Source organism: Pseudomonas sp. GW822-FHT02G04 (genome assembly GCF_058802085.1).
This window is the reverse complement of sequence record NZ_JBXANU010000006.1, coordinates 306,571-325,726: the sequence shown is the minus strand read 5'-3', so window position 1 is coordinate 325,726 and position 19,156 is coordinate 306,571. Positions and strand designations below refer to the sequence as shown.

The following is a 19,156-nucleotide window of genomic DNA, read 5'->3' as shown; positions in this document are numbered from 1 at the left end:
AGGGGTGCATCATGGCAATCGTTAAATGCAAACCGACTTCCCCTGGCCGCCGTTTTGTGGTCAAGGTGGTCAACCAGGAGCTGCATAAAGGCGCTCCTCACGCACCGCTGCTCGAGAAAAAATCGAAGACTGGTGGTCGTAACAACAATGGTCGTATTACCACTCGTCACATCGGTGGTGGCCATAAGCAGCATTATCGTCTGGTCGATTTCCGTCGCAACGACAAAGATGGCATCGCTGCCACTGTCGAGCGTATCGAATACGATCCAAACCGTACTGCTCACATCGCTCTGCTGCTGTACGCAGATGGCGAGCGTCGCTACATCATCGCGCCTAAAGGCGTGAGTGCTGGCGACCAGCTGATCGCAGGTGCTCTGGCACCGATCAAGCCGGGCAACGCTCTGCAACTGCGTAACATTCCAGTTGGTAGCACCGTACACGGCATCGAATTGAAGCCAGGTAAAGGCGCGCAAATCGCTCGTTCCGCTGGTGCTTCGGCTCAGCTGATCGCTCGTGAAGGTGTCTACGTGACCCTGCGTCTGCGTTCTGGTGAGATGCGTAAAGTGCTGGCTGAATGCCGCGCGACCCTGGGTGAAGTCTCGAACTCCGAGCACAGCCTGCGTTCGCTGGGTAAAGCTGGTGCCAAACGCTGGCGTGGCGTTCGCCCAACCGTTCGTGGTGTTGCCATGAACCCGGTTGACCACCCACATGGTGGTGGTGAAGGTCGTACCTCTGGTGGTCGTCATCCGGTATCGCCATGGGGCTTCCCGACTAAGGGCGCGAAGACTCGTGGTAATAAGCGTACCGACAAAATGATCGTCCGTCGTCGCAAGTAAATAGAGGGATACGACAGTGCCACGTTCTCTGAAAAAAGGTCCTTTTATTGATCTTCACCTACTGAAGAAGATCGAAGTGGCGGCGGAAAAGAACGATCGCAAACCAGTTAAGACCTGGTCGCGCCGTTCCATGATCCTGCCACAAATGGTCGGTCTGACCATTGCTGTGCATAACGGTCGTCAACATGTTCCAGTTCTCGTGAACGAAGACATGGTCGGCCACAAACTGGGCGAGTTTGCCGGTACCCGCACATATCGTGGGCACGTGGCAGACAAGAAAGCCAAGCGTTAAGGGGTAAGGAACGATGGAAGTAGCCGCTAAGTTGTCGGGCGCTCGAATCTCCGCCCAGAAAGCCCGCTTGGTCGCCGACCAGATCCGCGGGAAGAAGGTGGGCGAAGCGCTCAACCTGTTGGCTTTCAGCAGTAAGAAAGCCGCCGAGATCATGAAGAAAGTGCTGGAGTCGGCCGTAGCCAACGCCGAGCATAACGAAGGCGCAGACGTTGATGACCTGAAGGTCAGCACCGTTTTCGTCAACGAAGGGCGTTCGCTGAAGCGCATCATGCCACGTGCCAAAGGCCGTGCTGATCGCATCGTCAAGCGGTCTTGCCATATCACTGTCAAGGTTGCTGACAAGTAACGGAGTCGAAGAGATGGGTCAGAAAGTACATCCCATTGGCATTCGCCTGGGAATCGTCAAGGAGCACACCTCCGTCTGGTACGCAGACGGTCGGACTTATGCGGACTATTTGTTCGCTGATCTGAAGGTGCGTGAGTATCTCCAAGACAAACTAAAAAGCGCGTCCGTAAGCCGTATCGATATCCATCGTCCGGCTCAGACTGCACGTATCACCATCCACACCGCTCGTCCAGGTATCGTTATCGGGAAGAAAGGTGAAGATGTTGAGAAACTGCGTCAGGACCTGACCAAGCAAATGGGTGTGCCTGTGCACATCAATATCGAAGAGATCCGCAAGCCGGAGCTCGACGGTATGCTGGTTGCGCAGAGCGTAGCTCAGCAGCTGGAGCGTCGCGTAATGTTCCGTCGCGCTATGAAGCGCGCTGTTCAGAACGCCATGCGCATTGGTGCCAAAGGCATCAAAATCCAAGTGAGCGGTCGTCTCGGCGGTGCTGAAATCGCACGTACTGAATGGTATCGCGAAGGTCGTGTGCCTCTGCACACCCTGCGTGCCGACATCGACTATGCCAACTACGAAGCTCACACCACTTATGGTGTGATCGGTGTAAAGGTTTGGATCTTCAAAGGCGAAGTAATTGGTGGTCGCCAAGAAGAACTGAAACCACAAGCACCAGCGCCTCGTAAAAAAGCTGCTAAGTAAGGGGTACGCCAAATGTTGCAACCAAAGCGTACGAAGTTCCGCAAGCAAATGACTGGTCACAACCGTGGCCTGGCATTGCGCGGTAGCAAAGTCAGCTTCGGCGAGTTCGCGCTGAAGTCTGTTGCTCGTGGTCGTCTCACCGCTCGTCAGATCGAGTCAGCGCGTCGTGCACTGACCCGTCACGTTAAACGTGGCGGCAAGATCTGGATCCGTGTATTCCCGGACAAGCCTATCTCCAAAAAGCCCCTCGAAGTTCGTATGGGTAAAGGTAAGGGTAACGTGGAGTACTGGGTTGCCCAGATTCAGCCAGGCAAAGTCCTGTATGAAATCGAGGGTGTTACTGAAGAGCTGGCGCGTGAGGCTTTTGCCCTGGCTGCTGCAAAGCTGCCGCTCGCCACCGCCTTTGTTAAACGGACGGTGATGTGATGAAAGCGAATGAACTTCGTGAAAAATCCGCACAGCAGCTGAACGAGCAACTGCTCGGCTTGCTGCGCGACCAGTTCAATCTGCGCATGCAGAAAGCAACTGGCCAGTTGGGGCAGTCTCATCTGCTCTCGCAAGTTAAGCGTGACATTGCTCGCGTGAAGACTGTGCTCAACCAGCAGGCAGGTAAGTAATCATGGCTGAAGCCGAAAAAACTGTCCGTACGCTGACTGGCCGTGTTGTCAGCGACAAGATGGACAAAACCATCACCGTTCTGATCGAGCGTCGCGTTAAGCACCCGATCTACGGTAAATACGTTAAGCGTTCGACTAAGCTGCACGCGCACGACGAAACCAATCAGTGCCACATCGGCGACAAAGTCACTATTCGTGAAACTCGTCCTTTGGCCAAGACCAAGTCTTGGGCGCTGGTTGATGTTCTCGAACGCGCTGTGGAAGTCTAAGGACTAGGGGTCGGAGAAATTATATGATTCAGACTCAATCCATGCTCGATGTGGCCGATAACAGCGGCGCTCGCCGTGTTATGTGCATCAAGGTGCTGGGTGGCTCCCATCGTCGTTACGCTGGTATCGGTGACATCATCAAAGTTACCGTGAAGGAAGCAATTCCTCGCGGTAAGGTGAAAAAAGGCCAAGTGATGACTGCTGTTGTAGTCCGCACTCGTCACGGCGTTCGCCGTGCAGATGGCTCCATTATCCGCTTTGATGGCAACGCTGCTGTTCTTCTGAACAACAAGCAAGAGCCGATCGGCACCCGTATCTTTGGGCCAGTGACCCGTGAACTTCGTACTGAGAAGTTCATGAAGATCGTCTCGCTCGCCCCAGAAGTGCTGTAAGGAGATCCGACATGCAAAAGATTCGTCGTGACGACGAGATCATCGTGATCGCCGGCAAAGACAAAGGTAAGCGCGGTAAGGTGCTGAAGGTTCTCGCTGATGACCGTCTGGTCGTTGGTGGTCTGAACCTGGTCAAGCGTCATACCAAGCCTAACCCGATGTCGGGCGTACAGGGCGGTATCGTCGAGAAAGAAGCGCCACTGCACGCTTCCAACGTCGCCATCTTCAACGGCGAAACCAACAAGGCTGACCGCGTTGGTTTCAAAGTAGAAGACGGTAAGAAAATTCGTGTCTTCAAGTCGACCCAAAAAGCGGTTGATGCTTGAACACTGCTAGGTAGAAGACCATGGCACGACTAAAAGAGATTTACCGGAAGGAAATCGCACCGAAACTTAAGGAAGAACTTAAGCTTTCGAACGTGATGGAAGTTCCGCGCGTTACCAAAATCACCCTGAACATGGGTCTGGGCGAAGCGATCGGCGACAAAAAAGTCATCGAGCACGCTGTTGCTGACCTGGAAAAGATCACCGGCCAGAAAGTCGTTGTGACCTACGCTCGGAAATCCATCGCTGGCTTTAAAGTCCGTGAAGGTTGGCCGATCGGCGTCAAAGTGACCCTGCGCCGTGAGCGTATGTACGAGTTCCTGGATCGTCTGCTGTCGATCTCCCTGCCTCGGGTTCGCGACTTCCGCGGCCTGAATGCCAAGTCCTTCGATGGTCGTGGTAACTACAGCATGGGCGTTAAAGAGCAGATCATCTTCCCGGAAATCGACTACGACAAGATCGATGCTCTCCGCGGTCTGGACATTACCCTGACCACCACTGCCAAGAACGATGATGAAGGTCGCGCCCTGTTGCGTGCTTTCAAATTCCCGTTCCGCAACTGATTGGAGTAGGAAAATGGCCAAGATGAGCATGAAAAACCGCGAGCTGAAGCGTCAGCTCACGGTTGCCAAGTACGCCAAAAAGCGTGCAGCACTGAAAGCTATCATCGTTGATCTGAACGCAAGTCCAGAAGCGCGTTGGGAAGCTACAGTAGCTCTGCAGAAGCAGCCACGTGACGCAAGCGCTTCGCGCATGCGTAACCGCTGCCGCCTGACCGGTCGTCCACACGGCGTTTACCGCAAGTTCGGCCTTGGCCGTAACAAGCTGCGTGAAGCTGCAATGCGTGGTGACGTACCTGGTCTGGTTAAAGCCAGCTGGTAAGCACTGTCAAAGTCTCGGTGTTCGGGGTCGCAAGATCCTGACCATCGGTGACCTTGAACTTGAATCAAGCCCCTATTGGGGCTTGATTCATTTGTGGGGTGTGTCTAGAATACCCGGCTCGCCTGAGTCCGTGCTTTTTTTGCGCGGATGTACTCGGCGACACGTAGTAGCCGCAAGGCTAATTTTTTGTGTATTAGGAGCGTCTAGCCCATGAGTATGCAGGACCCGTTAGCGGACATGCTAACTCGAATCCGTAATGCCCAGATGGCTGAAAAGTCCGTCGTAAGCATGCCATCTTCTACTTTGAAGGTAGCTGTTGCCAAAGTCCTGAAGGACGAAGGTTACATTGCGGGTTATCAGATCAGCAGCGAAATCAAGCCACTGCTGTCCATCGAGCTGAAGTACTTCGAAGGCCGTCCGGTCATCGAGGAAGTGAAGCGCGTTAGCCGTCCAGGCCTGCGTCAGTACAAGTCCGTCGATGATCTGCCAAAAGTTCGTGGCGGTCTCGGTGTGTCTATCGTCTCCACCAACAAAGGTGTGATGACGGATCGTGCTGCGCGCGCTGCCGGTGTCGGCGGCGAAGTTCTTTGCACTGTGTTCTAAGGGGGGATAAGCATGTCACGCGTCGCTAAGAACCCCGTTAAGCTGCCAGCCGGTGTCGAAGTCAAATTCGCAGGCCAACAGCTTTCGGTGAAGGGTGCCAAGGGCACTCTCGAACTGAACATCCATTCGTCCGTTGAGATCGTTGAAGAAGCTGGTGAGCTGCGTTTCGCTGCTCGCAATGGCGATCAACAAACTCGCGCAATGGCTGGTACCACTCGTGCGTTGGTAAACAACATGGTCCAAGGCGTAAGCCAAGGCTTCGAGCGTAAGCTCCAGCTGGTCGGTGTTGGTTACAAAGCGCAAGCAAAAGGCACAGTGCTGAACCTGGCTCTTGGCTTCTCGCACCCAGTGGATTATGAACTGCCGGAAGGCATCACCGCTGAGACTCCTAGCCAGACCGATATCCTGATCAAGGGCATCGACAAGCAGCTGGTAGGTCAAGTGGCCGCCGAGATCCGCGACTTCCGTCCACCAGAGCCGTACAAAGGCAAAGGTGTGCGCTACGCGGACGAAGTCGTCCGTCGTAAAGAAGCCAAGAAGAAGTAGGGCATAGCAAATGACCGACAAAAAAGTTACTCGACTGCGTCGCGCTCGCAAAGCACGCCTGAAAATGCACGAGCTCGAAGTCGTGCGTCTCTGCGTGTTCCGCTCGTCGCAGCACATCTACGCCCAGGTCATTTCGGCCGACGGCAACAAAGTCCTGGCAAGTGCCTCGACTTTGGATAAAGAACTGCGTGATGGTGCCACTGGCAACATCGACGCGGCCACTAAGGTTGGCCAGCTGGTCGCTACGCGTGCTAAAGCCGCTGGCGTCTCGCAGGTGGCTTTCGACCGCTCTGGCTTCAAGTACCACGGCCGCGTCAAGGCGCTGGCTGATGCTGCTCGTGAAGCTGGGCTGGAGTTCTAAGTTATGTCAAATAACGACCAAAAGCGCGACGAAGGCTACATCGAGAAGCTGGTTCAAGTTAACCGCGTAGCTAAAACCGTTAAAGGCGGCCGTATCTTCACTTTCACCGCGTTGACCGTGGTTGGTGATGGTAAAGGGCGCGTTGGCTTCGGCCGTGGCAAGTCGCGTGAAGTGCCTGCTGCGATCCAGAAGGCAATGGAAGCTGCTCGCCGCAACATGATCCAGGTTGATCTGAACGGCACCACTCTGCAGTACGCAATGAAGTCCGCTCACGGCGCTTCGAAGGTGTACATGCAGCCTGCTTCTGAAGGTACTGGTATCATCGCTGGCGGCGCTATGCGTGCTGTCCTCGAAGTTGCTGGCGTTCAGAACGTTCTGGCCAAGTGCTACGGCTCGACTAACCCGGTAAACGTGGTTCACGCCACTTTCAAAGGTTTGAAAGCAATGCAGTCTCCTGAATCCATTGCCGCCAAGCGTGGCAAAAGCGTCAAGGAGATCTTCTGATCATGGCTACCGTTAAAGTTACGCTGATCAAAAGCATGACCGGCCGCATCCCTAACCACAAACTGTGCGTTAAGGGTCTGGGTCTGCGTCGCATCGGTCACACTGTAGAAGTCCAGGATACTCCCGAGAATCGCGGGATGATCAACAAGGCTTACTACATGCTGCGTGTCGAGGGTTAATCGATGAAACTCAATGATCTGAGTCCAGCGCCGGGTTCCCGTCGCGAAAAGCATCGTCCGGGCCGTGGTATCGGTAGCGGTTTGGGTAAGACTGGTGGCCGTGGCCACAAAGGTCAAACCTCCCGCTCCGGTGGCACCATTGCTCCAGGCTTTGAAGGCGGTCAACAGCCGCTGCATCGTCGCCTGCCGAAGTTTGGTTTCGTTTCCCTGAAAGCCATGGACCGCGCAGAAGTGCGTCTGTCCGAGCTGGCTAAAGTGGAAGGCGACATCGTCACCGTGCAGTCCCTGAAAGATGCCAACGTGATCAACGTCAACGTTCAGCGTGTGAAAATCATGCTGTCCGGCGAAGTTACTCGCGCTGTCACCATCGGAAAGGGAATCGGCGCCACCAAAGGTGCGCGTGCGGCTATCGAAGCAGCTGGCGGCAAGTTCGAGGAATAAATGGCTAAGCAAGGTGCTCTCTCTGCGCTCGGCAAAGGCGGTATGTCTGAACTCTGGGCTCGTCTGCGTTTTCTGTTCCTGGCGATTATCGTCTACCGAATAGGCGCACACATCCCGGTTCCAGGTATCAACCCGGACCGACTCGCGGACCTGTTTCGACAGAATGAGGGGACCATTCTTAGCTTGTTCAACATGTTTTCCGGCGGCGCGCTGGAACGGATGAGCATCTTTGCACTGGGGATCATGCCGTACATTTCGGCATCGATCATCATGCAGCTGATGACCGCCGTCAGCCCGCAGCTGGAACAGTTGAAGAAGGAAGGTGAAGCTGGCCGTCGCAAGATCAGCCAGTACACCCGCTACGGCACTGTCGTCCTCGCTCTCGTCCAGGCTATTGGCATGTCCATTGGTCTGGCGGGGCAGGGCGTTGCGTTCACTGGTGACTTTGGCTTCCATTTCGTCGCGGTATCCACTTTTGTGGCTGGTGCGATGTTCATGATGTGGCTGGGTGAGCAGATTACTGAGCGTGGTGTTGGCAACGGTATCTCGATGTTGATTTTTTCGGGTATCGTCGCCGGTCTTCCGAGAGCGATCGGGCAGTCTTTCGAGTCTGCACGTCAGGGTGATATCAACATCTTCGCCCTGGTTGCCATCGGTTTGCTGGCAGTAGCGATTATCGGTTTCGTGGTGTTCATTGAGCGTGGCCAGCGTCGTATTGCTGTTCACTACGCCAAGCGTCAGCAGGGCCGTAAGGTCTTCGCTGCGCAGACCAGCCACTTGCCGCTGAAGGTGAACATGGCCGGTGTTATTCCGGCTATTTTCGCGAGCAGCATTTTGCTGTTCCCGGCTTCGTTGGGTGCCTGGTTCGGTCAGTCTGAAGGTATGGGCTGGTTGCAGGACATCTCGCAGTCGATCGCTCCTGGTCAGCCGTTGAATATTCTGCTGTTTAGTGCAGGGATTATTTTCTTCTGCTTCTTCTATACGGCGTTGATGTTCAATCCGAAAGACGTAGCGGAAAACCTGAAGAAGTCCGGTGCCTTTATTCCGGGCATCCGTCCAGGTGAGCAGTCTGCGCGCTACATTGATGGCGTTCTGACTCGCTTGACCATGTTCGGTGCTCTTTACATGACGGCCGTCTGCCTGTTGCCCCAGTTCCTGGTGGTTGCAGCAAACGTACCGTTCTACCTTGGCGGGACCTCGTTGCTGATCGTGGTCGTGGTTGTGATGGACTTCATGTCCCAAGTACAATCGCACCTCGTTTCGCACCAGTACGAATCCCTGATGAAGAAAGCCAACCTGAAGGGTTACGGCAGCGGCATGTTGCGCTGAGTACCCATAAGGTTCGAGGAGTTGGTGATGAAAGTTCGTGCATCGGTGAAAAAGCTGTGCCGTAACTGCAAGATTATTCGCCGCGAAGGTGTTGTTCGAGTAATTTGCAGCGCGGAACCGCGTCACAAACAGCGCCAAGGCTGAGTGTGATTGTGCTTCAAGCCCGGCAGCTAGTGCGCTGCCGGGTTGATTATTTGTTATTACAGCGATATTATCTCGCGCCCTATTTCTTGGCTTCCGGGGCGTAGGTAGCTGTCAATTGGAGTCCCACTGAATGGCCCGTATTGCAGGCGTTAACATTCCAGATAACAAGCATACTGTTATCTCGCTGACCTACATCTATGGTGTTGGTCGCACTACTGCACAGAAAATTTGTGCAGTGACTGGGGTAAACCCAGCGGCAAAGATCAAAGATCTGAGCGACGAGCAGATTGAACAGCTGCGTGGCGAAGTGGCGAAGTTCACCACTGAAGGTGACCTGCGTCGCGAAATCAACATGAAAATCAAGCGTTTGATGGACCTCGGTTGCTATCGCGGTCTGCGTCATCGTCGTGGTCTGCCAGTACGCGGTCAGCGTACCAAGACCAACGCGCGTACCCGTAAAGGTCCGCGTAAGCCGATCCGCAAGTAATCGCCCCAGCGAATCGACAGGAAATTAATCATGGCAAAACCTGCTGCTCGTCCTCGTAAAAAAGTTAAAAAGACAGTGGTTGATGGCATCGCCCACATCCATGCTTCTTTTAACAACACCATCGTGACCATCACCGACCGTCAAGGTAACGCTCTTTCCTGGGCTACCTCCGGTGGTTCGGGTTTCCGCGGTTCCCGCAAGTCCACCCCGTTCGCCGCTCAAGTAGCTGCTGAACGTGCTGGTCAAGCTGCGCTGGAATACGGCCTGAAAAACCTCGACGTTAACGTCAAAGGTCCAGGTCCAGGTCGTGAATCCGCAGTCCGCGCTTTGAACGGCTGTGGCTACAAGATCGCCAGCATCACCGACGTGACGCCAATCCCGCACAACGGGTGCCGTCCGCCGAAGAAGCGCCGCGTGTAATCCAGGAGATTGTAAAGAATGGCTCGTTACATTGGTCCAAAATGCAAACTCGCTCGTCGCGAAGGCACCGATCTCTTTCTGAAGAGCGGCGTGCGCGCGATCGAATCGAAGTGCAACATCGAAGCAGCACCTGGTATCCACGGCCAACGCCGCGGTCGCCAGTCCGATTACGGCACCCAACTGCGTGAAAAGCAGAAGGTCCGTCGTATCTACGGCGTTCTCGAGCGTCAATTCAGCGGCTACTACAAAGAAGCTGCTGGCAAGAAAGGCGCAACTGGCGAAAACCTGTTGCAACTGCTCGAATGCCGTCTGGACAACGTTGTATACCGTATGGGTTTTGGCTCTACTCGTGCCGAATCCCGTCAGCTGGTATCGCACAAGTCGATCAGCGTTAACGGTCAGACCGTAAACGTTCCGTCCTACCAGGTTCGTGCTGGTGACGTGGTCGCAGTTCGCGAGAAAGCAAAGAACCAACTTCGCATTGTCCAAGCTCTCGATCTGTGTGCCCAACGTGGCCGCGTAGAATGGGTAGAAGTAGACACTGAGAAGAAGTCGGGCGTTTTCAAGAACGTTCCTGCTCGCAGTGATCTGTCCGCCGACATCAACGAAAGCCTGATTGTCGAGCTCTACTCCAAGTAAGGGCTAGAAAATAGGTGCATCCATGCAGATTTCGGTAAATGAGTTCCTGACACCCCGCCATATTGATGTGCAGGTTGTCAGTCCAACCCGCGCCAAGATCACTCTCGAGCCTCTCGAGCGTGGTTTCGGCCACACCCTGGGCAACGCGCTGCGCCGCATCCTGTTGTCCTCAATGCCCGGCTGTGCAGTAGTCGAGGCCGAGATTGACGGTGTGCTCCACGAGTACAGCGCCATCGAAGGTGTACAGGAAGACGTAATTGAAATCCTGTTGAACCTTAAAGGTCTGGCTATCAAGCTGCACGGTCGAGACGAAGTTACGCTGACCTTGTCGAAGAAGGGTTCGGGGGTGGTTACCGCTGCCGATATTCAGCTGGATCATGATGTCGAGATCGTTAACCCCGATCACGTAATCGCTAACCTGGCGTCTAACGGCGCCCTGAACATGAAGCTCACCGTAGCTCGTGGTCGTGGTTATGAACCGGCAGACTCGCGTCAGAGCGATGAAGACGAAAGCCGCAGCATCGGTCGCTTGCAGCTTGACTCTTCGTTCAGCCCGGTTCGCCGTATCGCATACGTGGTGGAAAACGCCCGTGTCGAACAGCGTACTAACCTGGACAAGCTGGTTATTGATCTGGAAACCAACGGTACCCTGGATCCTGAAGAGGCTATCCGCCGTGCTGCAACCATCCTGCAACAGCAGTTGGCTGCGTTCGTCGATCTCAAAGGTGACAGTGAGCCAGTGGTTGTCGAGCAGGAAGACGAGATCGATCCGATCCTGCTTCGCCCGGTTGACGATCTGGAACTGACTGTACGTTCGGCTAACTGCCTTAAGGCGGAAAACATCTACTACATCGGCGACCTGATTCAGCGTACCGAAGTAGAGCTGTTGAAGACTCCGAACCTTGGCAAGAAATCCTTGACTGAAATCAAGGACGTTCTGGCCTCCCGCGGTCTGTCCCTCGGCATGCGCCTCGACAACTGGCCGCCTGCAAGTCTTAAGAAGGACGACAAGGCGACTGCCTGATCGTCGTAATCACCGAACGTTGTGTTTGGTAAGGAATGAACCATGCGTCATCGTAAAAGTGGTCGTCACCTGAGCCGCACCAGCTCGCACCGCAAGGCCATGTTTCAAAACATGGCGGTGTCGCTGTTCGAGCACGAGCTGATCAAAACTACACTGCCAAAAGCCAAAGAACTGCGCCGCGTTGCTGAGCCGCTGATCACTTTGGCCAAGACAGACAGCCTGGCTAACCGCCGTCTGGCTTTCGACCGTACTCGTTCGAAAGCTATCGTTGGTAAGCTCTTCAACGACCTGGGCAAGCGTTACGCTACCCGTGAGGGTGGCTACCTGCGCATCCTCAAGTGCGGTTTCCGCGCTGGCGACAACGCGCCTATGGCGTACGTCGAGTTGGTTGATCGTGCTGTCGGCGGTGAAGCTGTATCCGCTGAGTAAGACGTCAGTCTGAAACAAAGAACCGGGCCTAGTGCCCGGTTTTTTGTGTCTATAAAAAATGCGCCACGCATACAAGCTTCTATGCTGTCTAGGTCTGCATTATAGACAGGGGGAAATTATTGTTAGTTATTTCCTATTGAGGCCTACAGATTAATGCATTGGTAGCGTTCATATAGAAGATTAATACTTCCCCTCAAGCCGATTAGCCGGCATATCAAAATTGATAGAGGAAGAAGATCAAAATGAGCCAAAACAAGACGTTGACCACCGCCAGCGGCGCACCTGTCGCTGATAATCAGAACTCCCTTTCCGCCGGTCCTCGAGGCCCGCTGTTGCTCCAGGATTTTCACCTGATAGAAAAGCTGGCGCACTTTAACCGTGAAAACATCCCGGAGCGTCGTGTACACGCCAAGGGCTCCGGTGCTTACGGCACGTTCACCGTCACCCATGACATCACTCAGTACACCAGAGCAGCCCTGTTTTCGACGGTAGGCAAGCAGACTCCGACCTTCCTGCGTTTTTCCACCGTGGGTGGTGAGCGCGGTTCGGCTGACACCGCACGAGATCCGCGTGGTTTCGCTCTGCGGTTCTATACCGAAGAAGGTAACTGGGACGTCGTTGGCAACAATACGCCAGTGTTCTTCATTCGCGATCCGCTGAAGTTCCCCGACTTCATTCACACGCAAAAGCGTGACCCGCACACCAATTTGAAAAGCCCGCAGAATGTTTGGGACTTCTGGTCGCAGTCGCCGGAAGCGCTGCATCAGATCACTATCCTGATGTCCGATCGGGGTATTCCCGATGGCTACCGGCACATGCACGGATTCGGCAGCCACACCTTCAGCCTGATCAACGCCCAAGGCGTTCGTCACTGGGTTAAATGGCACTACAAGACCCAACAAGGCATCAAAAACCTCGATCCAGCAGTCGCGGCGCAACTTGCGGGTACTGATCCGGATTACGCCCAGCGTGACCTGTTCAATGCCATCGAGCGCGGGGATCTTCCGAGGTGGGAGGTATGCATGCAGATCATGACCGAGGCTCAGGCAGCCAGCCACGCTGATAACCCCTTTGATGTCACCAAGACCTGGTCTCAACAAGACTTTCCACTGATCAAAGTCGGTGTGCTGGAGTTGAACCGCAATCCTGTCAATTACCACGCCGAGGTGGAACAAGCTGCCCTCGCTCCGAGCAATATCGTGCCTGGCGTCGGCTTCTCGCCGGATCGCATGCTGCAAGGTCGGATCTTCGCTTACGCTGATGCGCATCGGTACCGCGTGGGGACCAACCACCAGCAACTGCCGGTGAACGCACCGCGCAACCTGGTGAATACCTATCAGCGTGATGGTGCCATGGCGTATGGCAATTACGGCACTGGCGCGCCCAACTACGAGCCAAACAGCTATCCGAATGCGCCGAAACAGGATCCAGGTTACGACGAGCCGTCACTGCCGCTAAATGGCGTTGCTGATCGTCATGATCATCGTGTAGACCGGGATTACACCAGCTATGCCGGTGATTTGTTCCGACTGATGACCCCCGCGCAGCAATCGCTGCTGATCAGAAACATCGCAGATTCCATGAGCGGTGTCTCAGATGATGTTATCACCCGGGTTTTGCCGTATTTCTACCAGGCTGATCCCGCGTATGGAGATGGAATCGCAACGCTGTTAGGCAAACAGCTTAACGTAGTCTAAACGATAAGCAGAACCGCCCTCATTTGGGCGGTTTTTGCGTTATTTAAACCGCTTTTCTCAGAATATCTTTGCTTTTATTGCGTCAGGCGAGTGACCTTCGGGTCAGCTTGGTTCAAACTACAGACTTTCAAGCAGGGAGATGTAGGGCGATGCAAGGTCACCCAGACGTAATCGATTACCTCAACACGTTGCTGACAGGCGAACTGGCAGCGCGTGATCAATATTTCATCCATTCGCGGATGTACGAGGACTGGGGGTTCACCGAGCTCTACGAGCGTATCAACCACGAGATGGAAGAAGAGGCGCAGCATGCTGACGCCCTGATGCGTCGGATCCTGATGCTCGAAGGTACGCCGCGCATGCGTCCAGACGATCTCGATGTCGGCACCACCGTCCCGGACATGCTCGCCGCTGACCTGCGTCTGGAATATAAAGTTCGTGCCGCGCTGTGCAAAGGCATTGAGCTTTGCGAACTGCACAAGGATTACGTCAGCCGCGAGATCCTGCGCATTCAGCTGAACGACACCGAGGAAGATCACACCTACTGGCTGGAGAAACAGCTGGGTTTGATCAAGTTGATCGGTCTGGAGAATTACCTGCAATCGCAGTTCTGATCTTTTTAGGCCGACGACGCACAAAAAAGCCCCTGTCACCAACAAAGTGACAGGGGCTTTTTCATGGGCCTGATTCAGGCCTTGTCGCGAGCCAGCAGTGGCTTGAGATAATAGCCAGTATGCGACTGCTTCATCTCCGACACATCCTCCGGCGTACCGACGGCGATGATCTGGCCGCCTTTGGAACCGCCTTCCGGCCCCAGGTCCACCAGCCAGTCAGCAGTCTTGATCACATCCAGGTTGTGCTCGATTACCACCACGGTATTGCCGTGGTCGCGCAAACGATGCAACACGTCGAGCAGTTGCTGGATATCCGCGAAGTGCAGGCCGGTAGTCGGTTCATCGAGGATGTACAGGGTCTTGCCGGTATCGCGCTTGGACAGCTCGCGGGACAGTTTCACCCGCTGGGCTTCACCACCGGACAGCGTCGTCGCCGATTGCCCCAGCTTGATGTAGGAAAGACCTACGTCCATCAACGTCTGAAGCTTGCGCGCCAGGGCTGGAACCGCGTCGAAGAACACCCGGGCTTCCTCGATGGTCATTTCGAGGGTTTCGTGGATGCTCTTGCCCTTGTACTTGATCTCCAGGGTTTCGCGGTTGTAGCGCTTGCTCTTGCAGACGTCGCACGGGACATAGATGTCCGGCAGGAAGTGCATTTCCACCTTGATCAGGCCGTCGCCCTGGCAGGCTTCACAGCGTCCGCCCTTCACGTTGAAGGAGAAACGCCCCGGTCCGTAACCGCGGGAGCGGGATTCCGGTACGCCGGCGAACAACTCGCGAATCGGCGTGAACAACCCGGTGTAGGTCGCCGGGTTGGAGCGCGGCGTGCGACCGATCGGGCTCTGATCGATGTCGACGACTTTATCCAGATGCTCAAGACCCTTGATGCTGTCGTGAGCTGCCGCTTCCAGGGTCGTTGCCCCGTTGAGTGCGGTAGCGCTCAAAGGGAACAGCGTATTGTTGATCAGCGTCGATTTGCCCGAGCCGGACACGCCGGTCACGCAGGTCAGCAGACCGATCGGAATCTCCAGATCGACATTGCGCAAATTGTTGCCGCGAGCGCCCTTTAGGGACAACGACAACTTCTTGTTACGAGGGGTGCGTTTGGCTGGAACAGCGATCTTCACTCGGCCCGACAAATACTTGCCGGTCAGCGAATCAGGGTGAGCCATGACTTCGTCCGGCGTCCCTTCGGCGACGATATGCCCGCCGTGCACACCTGCGCCCGGGCCGATGTCCACCACATAGTCAGCCAGACGAATCGCGTCTTCGTCGTGCTCGACCACGATTACCGTGTTGCCGATGTCCCGCAGATGCTTGAGGGTGCCCAGCAACCGGTCGTTGTCCCGCTGGTGCAGGCCAATTGACGGTTCATCGAGGATGTACAGAACTCCCACCAGGCCGGCGCCAATCTGGCTGGCCAGGCGGATACGCTGGGCTTCACCGCCGGACAGCGTATCGGCACTGCGATCCAGCGACAGGTAGTCGAGACCGACATTGACCAGAAACTGCAGCCGCTCACGGATTTCCTTGAGAATCTTGTCGGCAATTTCGCCGCGGCGGCCAGTCAGCTTCAGCACGCCGAAGTATTCGCAGGCATCGCCGATCGGCAAGTTGGTCACCGCTGGCAAGGTCTTCTCGCCAACCCACACGTGCCGCGCCTCGCGACGCAGACGGGTGCCACGGCAATCCGGGCAAGGCTGGGTGCTGAGGAACTTGGCCAGTTCTTCACGGACCGAAGCCGATTCGGTTTCGCGGTAGCGGCGTTCCAGGTTCGGCACGATGCCTTCGAACGGGTGCGAGCGTTTGACGATGTCGCCACGGTCGTTCAGGTACTTGAAGTCGACGTTCTGCGAGCCGCTGCCGTGCAGGATGAATTTCTGCTGATCGGCCGGCAGTTCGTTGAACGGCACTTCGAGGCTGAACTTGTAGTGGGCGGCCAGCGAGCCAAGCATCTGGAAGTAATAGACGTTACGCCGGTCCCAGCCGCGGATCGCGCCTTCGGCCAAGGTCAGTTCGCTGTTCACCAGTCGTTTGGTGTCAAAGAACTGTTTAACCCCCAGGCCATCGCAGGTCGGGCAGGCGCCGGCCGGGTTGTTGAAGGAAAACAGCTTGGGTTCCAGCTCGCTGATGGCATGGCCGCAGATCGGGCAGGCAAAGCGTGCGGAGAAGATGATTTCTTCGCCGGGCTCGTCGTCCATTGGCGCCACCAGCGCGATACCGTCCGCCAGCTTCAGCGCGGTCTCGAACGATTCGGCCAGGCGCTGTTGCAGATCGGCGCGGACCTTGAAGCGGTCGACCACGACGTCGATCGAATGCTTCTTCTGTTTATCCAGCTTCGGCAATTCGTCCAGCTCACAGAGCTTGCCGTTGACCCGGGCCCGCACAAAACCCTGGGCCCGCAATTCTTCGAAGACCGAGAGGTGTTCGCCCTTGCGCTCGCGGATCACCGGGGCCAGCAGCATCAATTTGCTGCCCTCCGGTTGCGCCAGCACCAGGTCGACCATCTGACTGACGGTCTGGGCTTCCAGCGGAATGTCGTGGTCCGGGCAGCGCGGAATACCGACGCGAGCGTAAAGCAGGCGCAGGTAGTCGTAGATTTCGGTAATGGTGCCGACCGTCGAGCGCGGGTTGTGCGAGGTCGACTTCTGTTCGATGGAGATCGCTGGCGACAGACCTTCGATGGTGTCGACGTCAGGTTTTTCCATCATCGACAGGAACTGCCGGGCGTAGGCCGACAGCGATTCGACATAGCGGCGCTGGCCTTCGGCGTACAGCGTATCGAAGGCCAGGGACGACTTGCCGGATCCGGACAGGCCGGTGATAACAATCAGTTTGTCCCGTGGCAGGGTCAGGTCGATGTTCTTCAGGTTGTGGGTTCGGGCCCCACGAATCAGGATCTTGTCCAAAGTGGCCTCGCTCGGCGGGCGTCGAAAACGTAGGAGTATACGGCCAAATACTGGATGGATGCACACTATCGAATGAGGGCATCGCAGCCATACATGAAAGCTGCGCGTCAAAGCGTCGCGATGTACCCCGTCAATCGATGGGACTGGTAGAATCGCCGCCGGTTCACATGAGGTTTTTCCATGCACGATCCCCACAGCGAACGCATGAGTGGCAGTGAGACCCGCGCGGCAAGCGGGCTGGCCCTGGTGTTCGCCTTCCGTATGCTTGGCATGTTCATGGTGTTGCCGGTGCTGGCGACCTATGGGATGGACCTGGCGGGCGCGACCCCGGCCCTCATCGGGTTGGCGATTGGCGCTTACGGCCTGACCCAGGCGATTTTTCAGATTCCCTTTGGCTTCATTTCCGACCGCATCGGTCGACGTCCGGTGATTTACCTGGGGCTGATCGTCTTCGCCCTGGGTAGCGTGCTGGCGGCCAATGCCGACTCGATCTGGGGCGTCATCGCCGGACGCATCCTGCAAGGCGCCGGGGCGATTTCCGCGGCGGTCATGGCGTTGCTGTCGGACCTGACCCGGGAACAGCATCGGACCAAAGCCATGGCCATGATTGGCATGACGATCGGTCTGTCTTTCGCTGTCGCCATGGTTGTAGGACCGTTGCTGACCCGTGCCTTCGGCCTGTCCGGATTGTTCTTCGCCACCGGCGCGATGGCACTGCTCGGCATCGTCATCGTGATGTTCATGGTGCCGCGCGCCACCGGGCCATTGCAGCACCGCGAGTCCGGCGTCGCGCGTCAGGCGCTGATACCGACGCTCAAGCACCCGGACCTGCTGCGCCTGGACCTGGGCATTTTTGTGTTGCACGCGATGTTGATGTCGAGCTTCGTTGCATTGCCCCTGGCGCTGGTCGAAAAAGCCGGTTTGCCCAAGGAGCAGCACTGGTGGGTGTACCTGGCCGCGCTGCTGATTTCCTTCTTCGCCATGATCCCGTTCATTATCTACGGCGAGAAGAAACGCAAAATGAAACGAGTTTTACTCGGCGCCGTCGTGACGCTGATGCTCACTGAGCTATTCTTCTGGCAGTTCGGCGACAGCTTGCGGGCTCTGGTAATCGGCACGGTGGTGTTTTTCACCGCGTTCAATCTGCTGGAAGCGTCCTTGCCATCGCTGATCAGCAAGGTTTCACCGGCAGGCGGCAAAGGCACGGCGATGGGGGTTTATTCCACCAGTCAGTTCCTCGGTTCGGCACTGGGCGGGATCCTCGGCGGCTGGCTGTTTCAGCACGGCGGTTTGTCGGTTGTGTTCCTGGGATGTGCCGGGCTGGCTGCACTTTGGCTGGCCTTTGCTGTTACCATGCGCGAACCACCTTACGTCACGAGCCTGCGCTTGCCGTTGTCGCCCGAGGCGATCCGCGAAGCGGGTCTGGTCGAGCGCCTGAAGGCCGTCGTAGGGGTAACAGATGCGGTGATCGTTGCTGATGAAGCGGCGATTTACATCAAATTGGACACAGAACTATTGGATCGCACGACCCTTGAGCGCCTGGTGAACAACCCGGCCGAGGCAGCGTGCGTAGCCTAGGAGAACGTTATGGCCCGTGGGGTTAACAAAGTCATATTGGTCGGCACTTGCGGCCAGGATCCCGAAGTTCGCTACCTGCCTAACGGTAACGCCGTGACCAACCTGAGTCTGGCGACCAGCGAACAGTGGACCGACAAGCAAACCGGTCAGAAGGTCGAGAAGACCGAATGGCACCGTGTGTCGATGTTCGGCAAAGTGGCCGAAATCGCCGGCGAATACCTGCGTAAAGGTTCGCAGGTCTACATCGAAGGCAAACTGCAGACCCGCGAGTGGGAAAAAGACGGTATCAAGCGTTACACCACTGAAATCGTGGTCGACATGCAAGGCACCATGCAACTGCTGGGCGGCCGTCCACAACAGGGCGACCAACAAGGCGGGGGCAATAACTACCAGCAATCCGCTCCAGCCCCACGCCAGCAGGCTCCGCGTCCGCAGCAGTCGGCACCGCAACAGTCACGCCCGGCTCCACCGCAGGCCGCGCCGCAACCGGCTCCGGATTTCGACAGCTTTGATGACGATATTCCGTTCTAAAAAAGCAGCTGTTTGATACGTAACACACAGAAAGCGAAGCCATTGATCTGGCTTCGCTTTTTTG

General features: G+C 56.1%; 29 protein-coding genes. 28 read left to right on the top strand and 1 reads right to left on the bottom strand.

The window, feature by feature from the left end; translation table 11 throughout:
* Positions 1 to 11 precede the first annotated feature (11 nt).
* From rplB to bfr, 26 genes are all read left to right on the top strand, one after another.
* Positions 12 to 836 carry a 50S ribosomal protein L2 gene (rplB, locus tag AC1RO5_RS11645; protein WP_003210080.1) on the top strand — a complete coding sequence of 275 codons (825 nt, stop codon included), beginning with the start codon at positions 12 to 14 and terminating at the stop codon, positions 834 to 836.
* A gap of 16 nt (positions 837 to 852) precedes the next feature.
* Positions 853 to 1,128, top strand: coding sequence for a 30S ribosomal protein S19 (gene rpsS / locus AC1RO5_RS11640; RefSeq protein WP_002555486.1), 276 nt, complete (start codon positions 853 to 855; stop codon positions 1,126 to 1,128).
* A 13-nt stretch (positions 1,129 to 1,141) separates the two neighbouring features.
* Positions 1,142 to 1,474 (top strand): 50S ribosomal protein L22, encoded by a 333-nt coding sequence (gene rplV, locus AC1RO5_RS11635; RefSeq protein WP_003103908.1) that lies wholly within the window; start codon positions 1,142 to 1,144, stop codon positions 1,472 to 1,474.
* 13 nt (positions 1,475 to 1,487) lie between these two features.
* Positions 1,488 to 2,174: a 30S ribosomal protein S3 gene (rpsC, locus tag AC1RO5_RS11630; protein WP_003176422.1), complete on the top strand. Its 687-nt coding sequence runs from the start codon at positions 1,488 to 1,490 to the stop codon at positions 2,172 to 2,174.
* 12 nt (positions 2,175 to 2,186) lie between these two features.
* Entirely contained in the window at positions 2,187 to 2,600 is a 414-nt protein-coding gene (rplP, locus tag AC1RO5_RS11625) for a 50S ribosomal protein L16 (protein WP_025215754.1), read from the top strand.
* Positions 2,600 to 2,791, top strand: a complete 192-nt coding sequence (gene rpmC, locus AC1RO5_RS11620) for a 50S ribosomal protein L29 (protein WP_002555481.1) — start codon at positions 2,600 to 2,602, stop codon at positions 2,789 to 2,791. The genes rplP and rpmC overlap by 1 nt, the downstream gene beginning before the upstream one ends.
* 2 nt (positions 2,792 to 2,793) lie before the next feature.
* Positions 2,794 to 3,060, top strand: coding sequence for a 30S ribosomal protein S17 (gene rpsQ / locus AC1RO5_RS11615; RefSeq protein ID WP_003176419.1), 267 nt, complete (start codon positions 2,794 to 2,796; stop codon positions 3,058 to 3,060).
* A 23-nt stretch (positions 3,061 to 3,083) separates the two neighbouring features.
* Positions 3,084 to 3,452: a 50S ribosomal protein L14 gene (rplN, locus tag AC1RO5_RS11610; protein WP_002555479.1), complete on the top strand. Its 369-nt coding sequence runs from the start codon at positions 3,084 to 3,086 to the stop codon at positions 3,450 to 3,452.
* An 11-nt stretch (positions 3,453 to 3,463) separates the two neighbouring features.
* The gene (rplX, locus tag AC1RO5_RS11605) at positions 3,464 to 3,778 is read left to right on the top strand and encodes a 50S ribosomal protein L24 (RefSeq protein ID WP_007896770.1); all 315 of its coding nucleotides are present in this window, start codon (positions 3,464 to 3,466) and stop codon (positions 3,776 to 3,778) included.
* Between the two features lie 20 nt (positions 3,779 to 3,798).
* Positions 3,799 to 4,338, top strand: coding sequence for a 50S ribosomal protein L5 (rplE, locus tag AC1RO5_RS11600; RefSeq protein WP_003210069.1), 540 nt, complete (start codon positions 3,799 to 3,801; stop codon positions 4,336 to 4,338).
* A 13-nt stretch (positions 4,339 to 4,351) separates the two neighbouring features.
* Entirely contained in the window at positions 4,352 to 4,657 is a 306-nt protein-coding gene (gene rpsN / locus AC1RO5_RS11595; protein ID WP_003176414.1) for a 30S ribosomal protein S14, read from the top strand.
* A 210-nt stretch (positions 4,658 to 4,867) separates the two neighbouring features.
* Positions 4,868 to 5,260, top strand: coding sequence for a 30S ribosomal protein S8 (gene rpsH, locus AC1RO5_RS11590; RefSeq protein ID WP_003186040.1), 393 nt, complete (start codon positions 4,868 to 4,870; stop codon positions 5,258 to 5,260).
* A 12-nt stretch (positions 5,261 to 5,272) separates the two neighbouring features.
* Positions 5,273 to 5,806 (top strand): 50S ribosomal protein L6, encoded by a 534-nt coding sequence (gene rplF, locus AC1RO5_RS11585; protein WP_003176412.1) that lies wholly within the window; start codon positions 5,273 to 5,275, stop codon positions 5,804 to 5,806.
* A gap of 10 nt (positions 5,807 to 5,816) precedes the next feature.
* Positions 5,817 to 6,167 (top strand): 50S ribosomal protein L18, encoded by a 351-nt coding sequence (rplR, locus tag AC1RO5_RS11580; RefSeq protein ID WP_003186037.1) that lies wholly within the window; start codon positions 5,817 to 5,819, stop codon positions 6,165 to 6,167.
* A 3-nt stretch (positions 6,168 to 6,170) separates the two neighbouring features.
* Positions 6,171 to 6,671 carry a 30S ribosomal protein S5 gene (gene rpsE, locus AC1RO5_RS11575; protein WP_003186035.1) on the top strand — a complete coding sequence of 167 codons (501 nt, stop codon included), beginning with the start codon at positions 6,171 to 6,173 and terminating at the stop codon, positions 6,669 to 6,671.
* Between the two features lie 2 nt (positions 6,672 to 6,673).
* A complete protein-coding gene (gene rpmD, locus AC1RO5_RS11570) occupies positions 6,674 to 6,850 on the top strand; it encodes a 50S ribosomal protein L30 (protein ID WP_003176408.1) in 177 nt (58 codons plus the stop codon).
* Positions 6,851 to 6,853: 3 nt separating this feature from the next.
* Complete coding sequence (gene rplO / locus AC1RO5_RS11565) at positions 6,854 to 7,291, top strand: 50S ribosomal protein L15 (protein ID WP_003228720.1); 438 nt, start codon at positions 6,854 to 6,856, stop codon at positions 7,289 to 7,291.
* Positions 7,292 to 8,620, top strand: coding sequence for a preprotein translocase subunit SecY (gene secY, locus AC1RO5_RS11560; RefSeq protein ID WP_003228718.1), 1,329 nt, complete (start codon positions 7,292 to 7,294; stop codon positions 8,618 to 8,620). It begins immediately after the preceding gene.
* A 27-nt stretch (positions 8,621 to 8,647) separates the two neighbouring features.
* A complete protein-coding gene (gene rpmJ / locus AC1RO5_RS11555) occupies positions 8,648 to 8,764 on the top strand; it encodes a 50S ribosomal protein L36 (protein ID WP_002555468.1) in 117 nt (38 codons plus the stop codon).
* A gap of 130 nt (positions 8,765 to 8,894) precedes the next feature.
* Entirely contained in the window at positions 8,895 to 9,251 is a 357-nt protein-coding gene (gene rpsM / locus AC1RO5_RS11550) for a 30S ribosomal protein S13 (protein WP_003186020.1), read from the top strand.
* A 30-nt stretch (positions 9,252 to 9,281) separates the two neighbouring features.
* Entirely contained in the window at positions 9,282 to 9,671 is a 390-nt protein-coding gene (gene rpsK / locus AC1RO5_RS11545) for a 30S ribosomal protein S11 (protein WP_002555466.1), read from the top strand.
* Positions 9,672 to 9,689: 18 nt separating this feature from the next.
* Positions 9,690 to 10,310, top strand: a complete 621-nt coding sequence (gene rpsD, locus AC1RO5_RS11540; RefSeq protein WP_003176404.1) for a 30S ribosomal protein S4 — start codon at positions 9,690 to 9,692, stop codon at positions 10,308 to 10,310.
* Positions 10,311 to 10,332: 22 nt separating this feature from the next.
* Positions 10,333 to 11,334 (top strand): DNA-directed RNA polymerase subunit alpha, encoded by a 1,002-nt coding sequence (locus AC1RO5_RS11535; RefSeq protein WP_003186012.1) that lies wholly within the window; start codon positions 10,333 to 10,335, stop codon positions 11,332 to 11,334.
* Positions 11,335 to 11,376: 42 nt separating this feature from the next.
* Complete coding sequence (gene rplQ / locus AC1RO5_RS11530) at positions 11,377 to 11,763, top strand: 50S ribosomal protein L17 (RefSeq protein WP_007924175.1); 387 nt, start codon at positions 11,377 to 11,379, stop codon at positions 11,761 to 11,763.
* Between the two features lie 242 nt (positions 11,764 to 12,005).
* Positions 12,006 to 13,460 (top strand): catalase, encoded by a 1,455-nt coding sequence (locus tag AC1RO5_RS11525; RefSeq protein ID WP_493174962.1) that lies wholly within the window; start codon positions 12,006 to 12,008, stop codon positions 13,458 to 13,460.
* A 149-nt stretch (positions 13,461 to 13,609) separates the two neighbouring features.
* On the top strand, positions 13,610 to 14,074 hold the full coding sequence (bfr, locus tag AC1RO5_RS11520; RefSeq protein ID WP_007933692.1) for a bacterioferritin: 465 nt from the start codon (positions 13,610 to 13,612) through the stop codon (positions 14,072 to 14,074).
* 74 nt (positions 14,075 to 14,148) lie between these two features.
* Here bfr and uvrA read toward each other — a convergent pair whose 3' ends face one another.
* Positions 14,149 to 16,983, bottom strand: a complete 2,835-nt coding sequence (gene uvrA / locus AC1RO5_RS11515) for an excinuclease ABC subunit UvrA (RefSeq protein ID WP_007933691.1) — start codon at positions 16,981 to 16,983, stop codon at positions 14,149 to 14,151.
* 180 nt (positions 16,984 to 17,163) lie between these two features.
* Here uvrA and AC1RO5_RS11510 point away from each other — a divergent pair, with 180 nt between their 5' ends.
* Together AC1RO5_RS11510 and AC1RO5_RS11505 are read left to right on the top strand one after the other, a co-directional pair.
* Positions 17,164 to 18,561, top strand: coding sequence for an MFS transporter (locus AC1RO5_RS11510; protein WP_007933690.1), 1,398 nt, complete (start codon positions 17,164 to 17,166; stop codon positions 18,559 to 18,561).
* A 9-nt stretch (positions 18,562 to 18,570) separates the two neighbouring features.
* Entirely contained in the window at positions 18,571 to 19,092 is a 522-nt protein-coding gene (locus tag AC1RO5_RS11505; RefSeq protein WP_007933689.1) for a single-stranded DNA-binding protein, read from the top strand.
* Positions 19,093 to 19,156 lie beyond the last annotated feature (64 nt).

Excerpts from the sequence above, each read along its gene's own strand:
- rpsN (WP_003176414.1), top strand. The coding sequence starts at position 4,352 with ATGGCCAAGATGAGCATGAAAAACCGCGAGCTGAAGCGTCAGCTCACG.
- rpsH (WP_003186040.1), top strand. The coding sequence starts at position 4,868 with ATGAGTATGCAGGACCCGTTAGCGGACATGCTAACTCGAATCCGTAAT.
- rplO (WP_003228720.1), top strand. The coding sequence starts at position 6,854 with ATGAAACTCAATGATCTGAGTCCAGCGCCGGGTTCCCGTCGCGAAAAG.
- rpsM (WP_003186020.1), top strand. The coding sequence starts at position 8,895 with ATGGCCCGTATTGCAGGCGTTAACATTCCAGATAACAAGCATACTGTT.
- bfr (WP_007933692.1), top strand. The coding sequence starts at position 13,610 with ATGCAAGGTCACCCAGACGTAATCGATTACCTCAACACGTTGCTGACA.
- rpsE (WP_003186035.1), top strand. The coding sequence starts at position 6,171 with ATGTCAAATAACGACCAAAAGCGCGACGAAGGCTACATCGAGAAGCTG.
- rpmC (WP_002555481.1), top strand. The coding sequence starts at position 2,600 with ATGAAAGCGAATGAACTTCGTGAAAAATCCGCACAGCAGCTGAACGAG.
- rplB (WP_003210080.1), top strand. The coding sequence starts at position 12 with ATGGCAATCGTTAAATGCAAACCGACTTCCCCTGGCCGCCGTTTTGTG.
- rpmJ (WP_002555468.1), top strand. The coding sequence starts at position 8,648 with ATGAAAGTTCGTGCATCGGTGAAAAAGCTGTGCCGTAACTGCAAGATT.
- rpsC (WP_003176422.1), top strand. The coding sequence starts at position 1,488 with ATGGGTCAGAAAGTACATCCCATTGGCATTCGCCTGGGAATCGTCAAG.
- rplQ (WP_007924175.1), top strand. The coding sequence starts at position 11,377 with ATGCGTCATCGTAAAAGTGGTCGTCACCTGAGCCGCACCAGCTCGCAC.
- rplR (WP_003186037.1), top strand. The coding sequence starts at position 5,817 with ATGACCGACAAAAAAGTTACTCGACTGCGTCGCGCTCGCAAAGCACGC.
- AC1RO5_RS11505 (WP_007933689.1), top strand. The coding sequence starts at position 18,571 with ATGGCCCGTGGGGTTAACAAAGTCATATTGGTCGGCACTTGCGGCCAG.
- AC1RO5_RS11535 (WP_003186012.1), top strand. The coding sequence starts at position 10,333 with ATGCAGATTTCGGTAAATGAGTTCCTGACACCCCGCCATATTGATGTG.
- rplV (WP_003103908.1), top strand. The coding sequence starts at position 1,142 with ATGGAAGTAGCCGCTAAGTTGTCGGGCGCTCGAATCTCCGCCCAGAAA.
- rpsD (WP_003176404.1), top strand. The coding sequence starts at position 9,690 with ATGGCTCGTTACATTGGTCCAAAATGCAAACTCGCTCGTCGCGAAGGC.
- rplP (WP_025215754.1), top strand. The coding sequence starts at position 2,187 with ATGTTGCAACCAAAGCGTACGAAGTTCCGCAAGCAAATGACTGGTCAC.
- rpsQ (WP_003176419.1), top strand. The coding sequence starts at position 2,794 with ATGGCTGAAGCCGAAAAAACTGTCCGTACGCTGACTGGCCGTGTTGTC.
- rplX (WP_007896770.1), top strand. The coding sequence starts at position 3,464 with ATGCAAAAGATTCGTCGTGACGACGAGATCATCGTGATCGCCGGCAAA.
- rpmD (WP_003176408.1), top strand. The coding sequence starts at position 6,674 with ATGGCTACCGTTAAAGTTACGCTGATCAAAAGCATGACCGGCCGCATC.
- AC1RO5_RS11525 (WP_493174962.1), top strand. The coding sequence starts at position 12,006 with ATGAGCCAAAACAAGACGTTGACCACCGCCAGCGGCGCACCTGTCGCT.
- rpsK (WP_002555466.1), top strand. The coding sequence starts at position 9,282 with ATGGCAAAACCTGCTGCTCGTCCTCGTAAAAAAGTTAAAAAGACAGTG.
- rplN (WP_002555479.1), top strand. The coding sequence starts at position 3,084 with ATGATTCAGACTCAATCCATGCTCGATGTGGCCGATAACAGCGGCGCT.
- secY (WP_003228718.1), top strand. The coding sequence starts at position 7,292 with ATGGCTAAGCAAGGTGCTCTCTCTGCGCTCGGCAAAGGCGGTATGTCT.
- AC1RO5_RS11510 (WP_007933690.1), top strand. The coding sequence starts at position 17,164 with ATGCACGATCCCCACAGCGAACGCATGAGTGGCAGTGAGACCCGCGCG.
- rplF (WP_003176412.1), top strand. The coding sequence starts at position 5,273 with ATGTCACGCGTCGCTAAGAACCCCGTTAAGCTGCCAGCCGGTGTCGAA.
- rplE (WP_003210069.1), top strand. The coding sequence starts at position 3,799 with ATGGCACGACTAAAAGAGATTTACCGGAAGGAAATCGCACCGAAACTT.